9 protein-coding genes are annotated in these 10,990 nt (G+C 62.6%); 6 read left to right on the top strand and 3 right to left on the bottom strand.

Annotated elements, in window-relative coordinates; all coding sequences use genetic code 11:
• Positions 1-2: 2 nt before the first annotated feature.
• Positions 3-974, bottom strand: a complete 972-nt coding sequence (gene gmd, locus IF189_RS28595) for a GDP-mannose 4,6-dehydratase (RefSeq protein ID WP_192552619.1) — start codon at positions 972-974, stop codon at positions 3-5.
• Complete coding sequence (locus IF189_RS28590) at positions 971-1,885, bottom strand: GDP-mannose 4,6-dehydratase (RefSeq protein WP_134828578.1); 915 nt, start codon at positions 1,883-1,885, stop codon at positions 971-973. Before IF189_RS28590 ends, gmd begins: the two co-directional genes overlap by 4 nt.
• Before the next feature lie 428 nt (positions 1,886-2,313).
• Here IF189_RS28590 and IF189_RS28585 point away from each other — a divergent pair, with 428 nt between their 5' ends.
• The 6 genes from IF189_RS28585 to IF189_RS28560 are packed head-to-tail and all read left to right on the top strand — an operon-like array spanning position 2,314 to position 10,265.
• Entirely contained in the window at positions 2,314-3,873 is a 1,560-nt protein-coding gene (locus IF189_RS28585; protein ID WP_225739934.1) for a glycosyltransferase, read from the top strand.
• On the top strand, positions 3,867-5,171 hold the full coding sequence (locus tag IF189_RS28580; RefSeq protein WP_134828576.1) for a glycosyltransferase: 1,305 nt from the start codon (positions 3,867-3,869) through the stop codon (positions 5,169-5,171). Before IF189_RS28585 ends, IF189_RS28580 begins: the two co-directional genes overlap by 7 nt.
• Entirely contained in the window at positions 5,168-6,082 is a 915-nt protein-coding gene (locus tag IF189_RS28575; protein ID WP_192552617.1) for a class I SAM-dependent methyltransferase, read from the top strand. Before IF189_RS28580 ends, IF189_RS28575 begins: the two co-directional genes overlap by 4 nt.
• Positions 6,076-6,891 (top strand): class I SAM-dependent methyltransferase, encoded by an 816-nt coding sequence (locus IF189_RS28570; RefSeq protein WP_134828574.1) that lies wholly within the window; start codon positions 6,076-6,078, stop codon positions 6,889-6,891. The genes IF189_RS28575 and IF189_RS28570 overlap by 7 nt, the downstream gene beginning before the upstream one ends.
• A gap of 55 nt (positions 6,892-6,946) precedes the next feature.
• Positions 6,947-8,143 carry a DUF3142 domain-containing protein gene (locus IF189_RS28565; RefSeq protein ID WP_134828573.1) on the top strand — a complete coding sequence of 399 codons (1,197 nt, stop codon included), beginning with the start codon at positions 6,947-6,949 and terminating at the stop codon, positions 8,141-8,143.
• Entirely contained in the window at positions 8,130-10,265 is a 2,136-nt protein-coding gene (locus tag IF189_RS28560; protein ID WP_192552616.1) for a tetratricopeptide repeat protein, read from the top strand. Before IF189_RS28565 ends, IF189_RS28560 begins: the two co-directional genes overlap by 14 nt.
• Here the strand turns inward: IF189_RS28560 and IF189_RS28555 are convergent.
• Complete coding sequence (locus IF189_RS28555) at positions 10,262-10,891, bottom strand: LysE family translocator (RefSeq protein ID WP_192552615.1); 630 nt, start codon at positions 10,889-10,891, stop codon at positions 10,262-10,264. The two genes, IF189_RS28560 and IF189_RS28555, sit on opposite strands and share 4 nt — an antisense overlap.
• Positions 10,892-10,990: the final 99 nt, after the last annotated feature.

The following is a 10,990-nucleotide window of genomic DNA, read 5'->3' as shown; positions in this document are numbered from 1 at the left end:
GCCTACTCCTTGGCGACGCGTTTCATGTCCGCATCCATCATCATGCGGATCAGGGTGTCCAGGTCGGTCTTCGGTTTCCAGCCCAGCACGCGCTGAGCCTTGGCCGGGTTGCCGAGCAGTACTTCGACTTCGGCCGGGCGGAAGAACGCCGGGTCGATCTTCACGTAGTCGCGGTAGTTGAGGCCCACGTGATCGAAGGCGATGCGGCACATCTCGCGCACGTTGGTGGTGACGCCGGTGGCGACCACGAAGTCGTCAGGCTTGTCTTGTTGCAGCATCAGCCACATGGCTTCGACGTAATCGCCGGCAAAGCCCCAGTCGCGCTTGGCGTCGATGTTACCCAGGGCCAGCTCCTGCTGTTTGCCCTGCTTGATCCGGGCGGCGGCGTCGGTGACCTTGCGGGTCACGAATTCGATGCCGCGCAGTGGCGATTCATGGTTGAACAGGATGCCGCTGCTGGCGTGCAGGTTGAAGCTTTCGCGGTAGTTGACGGTGATCCAGTGGCCATAGAGTTTGGCCACGCCGTAAGGGCTGCGCGGGTAGAACGGGGTGTTCTCGTCCTGTTGCTCGGCCTGGATCAGACCGAACATTTCGCTGGTGGACGCCTGATAGAAGCGCGTGTGCGGGCTGAACTGGCGGATGGCTTCAAGCAGGTGAGTCACGCCCAGACCATCGACGATGCCGGTGGTCACCGGTTGATCCCAGGACGCGGCGACGAAACTTTGTGCGGCGAGGTTATACACCTCGTCCGGCGCCGACTTGATGACTGCGCGCTGCACCGAGCAGGCGTCGGCCATGTCGCCGTCCAGGTATACGATGTCGCCTTCGACGCCCATTTCCCGCAAGCGCCAGCGCGAGTCGCTGCTGCGTCGCGCCACCAGGCCGTGAACCTTGTAGCCCTTGTCGAGCAACAGTCTGGCCAGATAGGCGCCATCCTGACCGGTGATCCCTGTGATCAATGCACTTTTTGTCATTCTTGTCGTACTCGCTTCTCCCAGTCGGACAGGATCGCCCGCAGGGATTGTTGTATAGAGATTTGCGGCGTCCATCCTGTGGTCCGGGCGAGCCGTTGATGGCTGCCGCAGACGCGACGCTGATCCGCGCGGCGCAGGCGCGCCGGATCCTGAACCAGTTGCAGCTCGACCTCGGCCAGGTCGCCCATCTGCTCGATGAGGCTGCGAATGCTTTGCTCATGGCCTGAGCAAATGTTGTACACCTGTCCCGGCGTGCCTTTTTCCAGCAGCGCGAAATAGGCCGAAACCACGTCGTCGACGTCGAGGAAGTCCCGGGTGACATCGATGTCGCCGACTTCCAGTTGCGGCGCTTGCAGCCCCTGCTTGATGCGGTTGATCTGCCGTGCGGCGCTGGCGATCACGAAGCTGTCTTTCTGCCCGGTACCGATGTGGTTGAACGGGCGCGCCACCAGCACCGGCCAGCCTTCGCTCAGGCCCCATTGCAGGCTGAGGAATTCGGCGGACAGTTTGCTCACGGCGTAGGGATTGCGCGGGCAGGGCGGTTGTTGTTCGGTGATCGGCAGTGCGGACTCTTCGACCTGACCGTACACGTCGCCGGAACTGACGTACAGGAACGGGCCCTTGAAACCTCTGGCCTTGAGCGCCTGCAACAGGTTCAGGGTGCCGAGCAGGTTGATGTCAAAGGTGCGGGCCGGGTCGCGAAACGCTTCAGGCACGAAGGTCTGGCCAGCCAGGTGAATGACGGCGTCAGGCAATTGCGGCCAGAGGTCGACGAGGCTTTGCGGATCCGTCAGGTCATAGGGTGAAGCGGCAGGCAGCAGTTCCCACGCCGAGTCATCGAGCATCAGACGCGACTGGATATGTTGTCCCACGAATCCACTGAGACCCGTGATGAACAGACTTCTTTTCAAACAGCGACCCCTTGGTCTTTAACTCTCACCTTTTCCCACAGGCTTGAATGGGGAATGTCTGTCAGACCGTGTGTAAGTTTCGGTCGGAAGACGGGTGAAGTCGTTGTTGTAGTTGTTTGGCTGCCAATCTGTGCCAATTGCGCAGCAATTTCAACCGACCAAACCGTGACCGGTCAGTTCTCGTCAGCGTAGCCCGGTTTTTCTCGCCGGGCGGTTCACGAATCCCGAACGGATGTGTTTAGAATGCCCCTCGTCGCGGTTTGCCGGGCGTTGCCGGAGAGGTTGTGCGGCACGGTGAAACTGACCACTAAAACAAGAACGACGACGTGCTTCGGGACACAGGACGATTGTCGGCCATGCCGACCCGATCCGATGCCTGGCCGTCATAGCGTGAGGCTGCCGGGATGGTGGCCGCACCGTGGGATGCCATGAATTTCATTCTCTACTCGGACGTCAACGACCGCTCCATCAGCCAGAGTCTCGGGCGTCCCGAATACAGCTACTACTTCGTGCTCAAGGCCTATCGCCCGGTGCTCGAAAGCCTGGGCCGGGTGCATGTGGTGTCTACTCGCGCCGAGGTCGATCCACTGTATCGACAACTGCTCGCTGCCGGCGAAAGCAGTGTGTTCCTGTCCTTCACCCCGCCGCAGAATACCCCGACCGATCTCGAGTGCCCGACGATCTGCGTGATTGCCTGGGAGTTCGACTCCATCCCCGATGAGTCGTGGGACGGTGATCAACGTCAGGACTGGACGCAGATGCTTGCCCGACAGGGACGGGTCATCACGCTGTCGAGCCACACCGCCCGGGCGATCCGCCGGGCCATGGGCGAAGACTTTCCGGTCCTGGTATTGCCGACGCCGCTGTGGGAAAACTTCGCCGCCATTCGTGAGCAACATGTCAGCGCGCCGATCAACCCCGGAACCACCCTGGCGATCAAGGGCTGCATTTTCGACAGCCGAACGCTGGGACTCTGTGCCGATGACTTGCTGCCCAAACCGCTGACCGCCGAACAACTGGCCGATATCGAGGCACGGCGCCCGCCACCCCTGACACTCAAGCGCCGACTGGTCATTGCCCGTCATTACCTGCGTCTGTGGGCGTTGAATCCGAGCGATCAACCCGAGCCCATGGCCCGCGTGAAATACCTGCACCACGGCTACTGGGAAGGCTTTCGCGATCTGTTTTCGGACAAGGCCCATGCCTGGCTCGAACGACGCCTGCCGAACATTGCCGGTCCCCATGAAGTGGCGGTGGACGAACCGCCGCTGGAACTGCCGGACACTTCGGCAGTGGTGGAAACCACCGTCGATGGCGTGATCTACGTCACCGTGTTCAACCCCAGGGATGGCCGCAAGAACTGGCATCAACTGATCACGGCGTTCTGCTGGGCCTTTCGAGAAACGTCTGACGCGACGCTGGTGTTGAAGATCACCCAGAACGATCTGGCGTCCTACTACAACGAACTGATGACCCTGCTCGCGCAACTGACACCGTTCGCCTGCCGGGTGCTGGTAATGCATGGCTATCTGGACGATCCGCAATATGCGCGGCTCTACCAGGCCGCCAGTTTTTACGTCAACGCGTCACGCTGCGAAGGCCTGTGCCTGCCGCTGATGGAGTTCATGTCCAGCGGCAAACCGGTGATCGCTCCGGATCACACGGCGATGGAAGACTACATCGACGACTCGGTGGCCTTTGTCGTCAAGTCCAGCGAAGAGCTGACGATCTGGCCCCAGGACACCCGCATCATCTACCGCACCCTGCGTTACCGGCCGGACTGGGGCTCGCTCAAGAGTGCCTACGAGAACAGTTACCGGATGGCCAAGGCACAGCCGCAGGACTATCGCCGAATGTCGGTCGCCGCTGTCGAGCGCATGCACGACTACTGCGCTTTCGCCCCGGTGCAGCAGCGCCTGGCGGACTTCTTCGGCCTGGTGCCGGCGGCTGCCGATGACGCCCCCGTGACGGACAACGCCCCATGCTGATCATCATTCATTCGGAAACCAACCAGCACACCATCGCGCAGAACCTTGGCCGTTCCGAGTACAGCTATTACTTCGTGCTCAAGGAATACCGCCCGGTGCTCGAGCGTCTCGGGCGGGTGGTGGAAGTGACGGACCCGGCCCGCGAAGTCGACGCGCTGTACCTGGAATGCCTGGCCCGTGGCGAACCGTGCGTGTTCCTGTCGTTCTCGCCGCCCCATCGCACGCCGATTCATCTGGCTTGCCCGACATTGCCGGTGTTCGCCTGGGAGTTCAGCACCATCCCCAACGAGCCTTTCGACGGCGAGCCGCGCAATGACTGGCGCACGGTGCTGCGCGCCTGCGGGGCGGCAATCACCCATTCCAGCTACACGGTCAACGCGGTGCGCGAGGCCATGGGCGCCGACTACCCGATTGTCGCGGTGCCGGCGCCGGTGTGGGACCGCTTTGCCGCCCGGGGCGCCCAGTTGCAAGGCCAGCCCTCGACGGGGCCGGTGCGCCTGAAGATCAAGGGGCTGGTGGCCGACAGTCGCCAGCTCGATCTCGACGCCTTCGGCCCGAAGCATCTGCGCCGTGGCAAGGGCATCGACTTCGAGGCGCCGGTCCGCGAGCAGGAGTTGTTGCTGGACGGCGTGGTGTACACCTCGGTGTTCAACCCCGGCGACGGGCGCAAGAATTGGGAAGACATGCTCAGTGCGTTCTGCGTGACGTTCCGTGAGGTTGAAGACGCCACGCTGGTGCTCAAGCTCACCCACCACGATGCCGAAGAAGCCCTCAGCGACATCCTTCATCACCTGTACAAAAACCGCTCCTACCGCTGCCGCATCGTGCTGATTTACGGCTACCTCGCGGACGCGGACTACGAGCGCCTGGTGCAGGCCACCCGCTACGTGGTGAACACGTCCTATGGCGAAGGCCAGTGCCTGCCGCTGATGGAGTTCATGTCTTGCGGCAAACCGGCGGTGGCGCCGCGCACCACGGCGATGATCGATTACCTGAGCGAAGACAATGCGTTCCTGGTCGAGTCCACCGATGAACTCACCGCGTGGCCTCACGATCCGCGCAAAGCGTTCCGCACGCTGCGCTACATGACCAACTGGGCGTCGGTCTGCGTCGCCTATCGCAACAGCTACGAGGTGGCGAAACACCAGCCACAGCGTTACGCGCAGATGTCGGCTCAAGCCGTCCTGAGCCTGCAAGGGTTTTGCAGTCAGGCTGTGGCCGAGCAGCGTTTGCGGGACTTTCTCGCGCAGCTGTTCGAGCATCGTGCAATGGCGGCGGTCGAGGCTTCCGGCTCATGATCCGCGCATTGATCAGACGCCTGCGCCCGGCGGCGCAACCCGCGCCAGTGCCGCTCCCTGAACCTGTCAGCGAGCGCGGTTCACCGCGGGATATCGGCTTGCTCGACGCGATCCTCGATGGCTGGTTTCGTGGCGAAACCGGCGAGTTGCTCAAGGGTTTCGCCATCGGCGCGGACGATACCTTGCTTGATGTCGGTTGCGGTGAAGGTGTGGCGACCCTGTTTGCGGTGCGTCAGGGGGCGTCGGTGATCTTCACCGACAGCGAGCTCGACAAGGTGCGCGACCTCGCCCGGCAGGTCGAGGCGCAATCGACACGGACGAATCTGGGCCTGGTCAGCAACAGCCTGCCATTGCCGCTGGCCGATGGCTGCGCCAGCAAAGTGGTGTGCATGGAAGTACTCGAGCATATCGACGAGCCCGAACCGTTCATGGCCGAACTGGTGCGCATGGGCCGCCCCGGCGCCCAGTATCTGCTGAGTGTCCCGGCCCCGGTGGGCGAGCATCTGCAAAAAGGTATCGCCCCCGCCAGTTACTACCAGTCGCCCAATCATGTGCAGATCTTCACGCACGAACGGTTTGCCGCCTTGGTGGAGGACGCTGGTTTGGTGATCGAGCATCGTCAGGTCAACGGTTTCTTCTGGGTGATGGGCATGATCTTCTTCTGGGCCAGCGAACGGGCGGCCGGTCGCGATCTGGAAGGCGCGGTGCGCGATCGTATCCAGGCGCCGTATCCGCCGTTGATGGAAAGCTGGGCGCGCACCTGGCAAGACCTGCTGGCGCTGCCCGACGGACCGGCGATCAAACAACTGCTCGATCAACTGATGCCCAAGAGTCAGGTGATCATCGCCCGCAAACCGCTGCAAACCGCTTCGTCCACCGCCGAACCTCTTTCTGGAGCCACCCCATGCTGAGCCTTTTGAAGAAACTCACGGCGACGACGCCCGCGCAGCCATCGCTGCCTGCGGCCGAGACGATCAACTCGTTCGAGCTCGGCTTGCGCGACGCCATGCTCAGCGGCTGGTTCAACCACGAAACCGGCGAGCTGTACAAAGGCTTCCCGGTGTCCGCCGACGACACGGTTCTGGATGTCGGCTGTGGTGACGGCGGCAACATGCAGTTCTGCGGCATGCGCGGGGCGAAGCTGATCGTTGCCGACATCGACGCGGGCAAGATCGACGCTGCGCGCCAGCGTCTGGGCGAAACCACGGCGCAAAGTGTCGTGTGCCATGTCACCGACGGCAATCCGCTGCCGATTGCCGACAATACGGCGACCCGCGTGGTATCCACCGAAGTACTTGAACACGTCGATGACCCGGCGCAGTTTCTCGCCGAGCTGGTGCGCGTTGGCCAACCGGGTGCGCTGTACCTGTTGAGCGTGCCGCATCCGAGCTCGGAAAACCTGCAGAAGGACATCGCCGCGCCGGCGTATTTCGAGCACCCCAACCACATTCGCATCATCAGCGAAGAGCAGTTCAAGGCGATGGTCAGCGCGTCCGGCCTGGAGATCATCAGTCATAGCCAGTACGGCTTTTATTGGTCGCTGTGGATGCTGCTGTTCTGGGACGCCAAGGTCGATCTGAGCAACCCGGATCACCCGCTGCTCAACCATTGGGCCGAGACGTGGCAGGCGGTACTCAACTCGCCGCGTGGTGCGCAGATCAAGGAAGCGCTGGATGGCGTCGTGGCGAAAAGTCAGGTGATCATCGCTCGCAAGCCCTGACCCACAGGCTTTTGTGTAACCTTGCAGCCTTGTGTATTCGAAGGTTCGCCAAGGTATGCGGGTTATCGTGGGTCTGCCGGCGCTGCTGGTTTCCTTGTTGTTGCTGGGTGCGTGCAGCCAATCGGACGCGCCGGCGCTCGATCAGCAACTCTACGTCTGGCAACGCCAGTGGACATCGGCCCATGAGGCGGCGCTCAAGGACAGCCGTGCGGATTTCTCGACCCTGCGCGTTCTGGCATTGCAGGCCTTTCCTCAGGCGGGCTGGAGCCGGGCGAGAATTGATCCGCAGTTGCTAAAGCGCGACGGGCGGCTGCTGATCGCGGTGATTCGCCTCGATGGTCAGCTCAAGGCGCTGGATCAGGAGCAGGTCACCACACAGATCCTTCAGGTGATCGATGACTGGCAGAGCCAGGGACTTACGCTGGCCGGGATCGAGATCGACCACGATGCCGGCAATGCGCGGCTGCCAGCCTACGCTGACTTCCTGACTCATCTGCGTGCTGCTTTGCCGTCATCACTTCCCTTGAGCATTACTGCGCTGCCGGCCTGGCTCGACAGCCCGCAACTGTCGGCGCTGCTGGAGACGGTCGACAGCAGCGTATTGCAGGTACATGCGGTCAGCGATCCGCGACGTGGTCTGTTCGACCCTGAGCAGGCGCGCAACTGGGCGAAGCGCTGGGGGCGGATCAGCGATAAACCGTTCTACCTGGCCCTGCCGGCCTACGGTGTGGCGCTGTTGCCGGACGACGGTGGCGCGCCAGTGGTGGAAAGCGAGGTGACGCTGGAGCGAAGCGGGGAACGCCGCGAATTGCTGGCCGACCCGCAGCAACTGAGCCGACTCGCCACAGAGCTGCGCGAGGATAGACCGGCGCACCTGGCCGGGCTGATCTGGTTCCGCCTGCCGCTGGCCAATGACCGCCGTGCCTGGAGTCTGACCACATTGGGTGCAGTGGCCAGAGGTGATGCGCTGTCCAGCAAACTCGACGTGAGCTTCAAGGCGCAGGACGGCCTCTACGATATAACGCTCAGCAACGCCGGCAACCTTGATAGCCCCTGGCCTGCGCGTTTGCGAGTAAAAGCCAGTGGCTGCGAAGGTGCCGATGCACTGGCCGGTTATTCGTTGCAACAGACTGCGGATCTGCTTACCTTCACCCGCCTGCGCGACGGCCGATTGCCGGCGGGCGGGCAGCGTGCGATCGGTTGGGCACGTTGCGCAAATATTGATCAAGGAGGTTCGCATGTTGACCCGTAACTGGCCCCGTCACCTGCTTTGCCTGAGCCTCAGCCTGCCGCTGGGATCGGCGCTGGCCTGCGGCCCGGATTTCCCGATGCGTCTGCTCGACGATCGCGGGCAATCCCTGGCGGAACTGCCGGAGGGCAACTTCAGGTTCGAAATCAGTCGCCTCGGCAAAACCATTGCCGGGCTGAAGAACGTCACGGCGGTCACCTACAACCCGGACGACATCTATGGCGAACCGAAGGAGCCCGCTGAACTGCGTGAGAAGGCCGAGCAGCAGGGCCTGAGCGCGGAGCAGCAAGCGCTGGTCAAACAAATGCGCAGCCTGACCGATGCGCGTCAGGTCGAGGAGCAGGGTGCGAGCCTGCCGGCGGAGCTGCGTCTGTATGTGGCGGGCGCCGTGGCATTCGGCGCTGGCGATCATCAACTGGCCGTCGAATATTTCCGCCAGTTGCTGGCGCTGCCGGCCGATCAACGTCCGTTACGCAGCACCTGGGCCGCTTACTCGCTGGGCCGGGCGTTCTTCGCCATGAGCAGCGAAGCGGGTGATGCGCTCGAGGCGCTGGAAAACGCCATCGAAGCCTTCCGCCAGACGCGGCAACTGAGCATCGACGGTTTCAGCGATCCGCTGGAACTGGGCGTGGCCAGCCTCGGCGAAGAAGCACGAGCGCTGCGCACGGCGGGCAGTTGGGACAAGGCCATCGAACTCTACGCCACGCAAAATCTGCACGGTTCGAACGTCGGCTACACGTCGTTGAAGTTGTTGATGAACGATCTGGCCGAAGAACCGGAAGATCGGCTGGAAAAGTTGCTGCGTGGCAAAGCGGTGCAGCAATTGGTCACCGCCTCGCTGATCAGCCGGATCGGCTGGTCGTTCGGCGATGAGCCACCGAACGAGAAAAAACTGATCAAGGCCCTGCAAGAGAGCACCCGCGGCAGCCTCGATAACGCGGATCGGCTGGCGGCCATGAATTATCAACAGGGCGATTACGCCAGCGCCAAGGCGTTCCTCGAACATGCAGGCGACAGCGGCCTGGCGTGGTGGCTGCGGGCGAAACTGGCGGTGCGCGACGGTGATAAAAACGCCGCTGCAGCGGCTTATGCCAAAGCCGCGCAAGCCTTCCCGCAGGACGAGTCCTGGGGCGAACGGCGTACCGCCGACTGGAATCTGGAATCCCTTCAGCCTAAATGCCGGGTCGAAGGTGAAAGCGCGATTCTGGCGCTGCAACGTGGCGAGTATCTGCAGGCGTTCGATCAGTTGTATCGCAGCCAGAGCATTTACTGGTTCGACGCCGCGACCGTGGCCGAGCGGGTCCTGACGCTTGATGAGCTCAAACAGTATGTCGATACCAAGGTTCCGGCGCCGCCCGTGCTGAGCCAGAAAGATCGCGACAATTACGTGCCGCTGCCGGTGGCCGCGAGCCTGCGCAATCTGCTGGGGCGACGCTTGTTGCGTGAGGGTCACTACGAAGAGGCGGTCGGCTATTTCGACAATCCCGATCTGCAGCACAAGGCCCGGCTCTACGGCCAGCAACGGATGAAAGCCGATTCGGCGTGGTGGCCGACCAAGCGCGCGAGTGCGCTGTTCAATGCCGCGTGGACGGCCCGCGAGTGGGGCATGGACATCCTGGGCTACGAAATGGCCCCGGATTACGCGACCTTCGGTGGCAACTACAGCCTGGAAACCCCCGAGCTGAAAGTCGGGCCACTGGTGAGCGAAGCCGAGGTGCAACGGCAGAAGGCCAGTGAAGCGCAGCCGGATGAGCGCTATCACTATCGGTTTGTTGCCACGGCGTTGGCCAGCCGTGCGGCGGATAACCTGCCGCACACCAGTCAGGCGTTCGCTGCCGTGCTGTGTTCGGCCGCCGGCTGGAACAGCAGCCTGGAAGAGCAGAGCGCGTTGTACAAGCGCTATGTCGATGAAGGGCCTTACGTTCCATGGGCAGTGGATTTCGGTCATCAGTGCCCGTATCCGGACTTCGAAAATGCCGACAAGCGCTATGTCACGCAGGTAACCGACTCGGTGCGCTCGACACTGCGGCCCTACAAGTGGCCGGTGATCGGTGCGATTGTTGCGTTCACGGCCGTTGCGTTGTTGCTGATCAGCCGCCGTCAGCGCAAGACCCGTAAAACCTAAGCCTGCTGCACGAAGGTCAGGCGCACGGCAAAGCCGATCAACAGGCTGCCGAATAACCACTGCTGCACCCGTTGGGCCGTCGGGCTGTGTTTCAGCCAGCGGCCCAACGCCGTGCCGAGCAAGGCATAGGCGCTGTCGAACAGCAATCCTGCGGCCACCAGCATCGCGCCGAGCGCCGCAAACTGCTTCAGCACCGGTGCGCCATCCGCCACGATGAATTGCGGCAGCAGCACCGAGCAGAACAACAAGGCTTTCGGGTTGAGCAGGTTGGTCAGCAGGCCGCGACGGATCGCTGCGCGCCACTGGCCATGGCTCGCCGTTACGGTGTCGGCGTTCAGATTCGGCAGCAGTGTGGTGCGCAGGCATTGAATGCCGATCCACAGCAGGTACGCGGCCCCGGCCATCCGCACTGCATCGAATGTCCACGGCGCAGCCTTGAACAGTGCCGCCAGTCCCAGCGCCGCGAGCGCTACATGACAACCTCGGGCAACCGCCAATCCCACTGCTGTAGCCAGCGCTGCACCGCGACCCTGGCGGGCACCGGTCTGCAACAGCAGGATCATGTCCGGGCCGGGCAGCAGATAGACCACCGCCAAAGCCAGGAAAAACAGCCAGAGACTCGCCATGTCGCACCCCTTTCGTTGTCGATTCGGTGCAATCAGTCTATGACCGAGGGGCAGGGCAGGTGCTTGCGTAGTTGGCTTCTATAACCGTCAGGATTGGCA

This window comes from Pseudomonas sp. IzPS59 (assembly GCF_014863505.1).
Lineage (GTDB): Bacteria > Pseudomonadota > Gammaproteobacteria > Pseudomonadales > Pseudomonadaceae > Aquipseudomonas > Aquipseudomonas kribbensis.
This window is presented reverse-complemented; position numbering and strand designations above follow the sequence as displayed.

Bases quoted from the DNA above. Each gene is read 5' to 3' on its own strand.
- gmd (WP_192552619.1), bottom strand. From the start codon at position 974: ATGACAAAAAGTGCATTGATCACAGGGATCACCGGTCAGGATGGCGCC.
- IF189_RS28585 (WP_225739934.1), top strand. From the start codon at position 2,314: ATGAATTTCATTCTCTACTCGGACGTCAACGACCGCTCCATCAGCCAG.
- IF189_RS28580 (WP_134828576.1), top strand. From the start codon at position 3,867: ATGCTGATCATCATTCATTCGGAAACCAACCAGCACACCATCGCGCAG.
- IF189_RS28575 (WP_192552617.1), top strand. From the start codon at position 5,168: ATGATCCGCGCATTGATCAGACGCCTGCGCCCGGCGGCGCAACCCGCG.
- IF189_RS28570 (WP_134828574.1), top strand. From the start codon at position 6,076: ATGCTGAGCCTTTTGAAGAAACTCACGGCGACGACGCCCGCGCAGCCA.
- IF189_RS28565 (WP_134828573.1), top strand. From the start codon at position 6,947: ATGCGGGTTATCGTGGGTCTGCCGGCGCTGCTGGTTTCCTTGTTGTTG.
- IF189_RS28560 (WP_192552616.1), top strand. From the start codon at position 8,130: ATGTTGACCCGTAACTGGCCCCGTCACCTGCTTTGCCTGAGCCTCAGC.
- IF189_RS28555 (WP_192552615.1), bottom strand. From the start codon at position 10,891: ATGGCGAGTCTCTGGCTGTTTTTCCTGGCTTTGGCGGTGGTCTATCTG.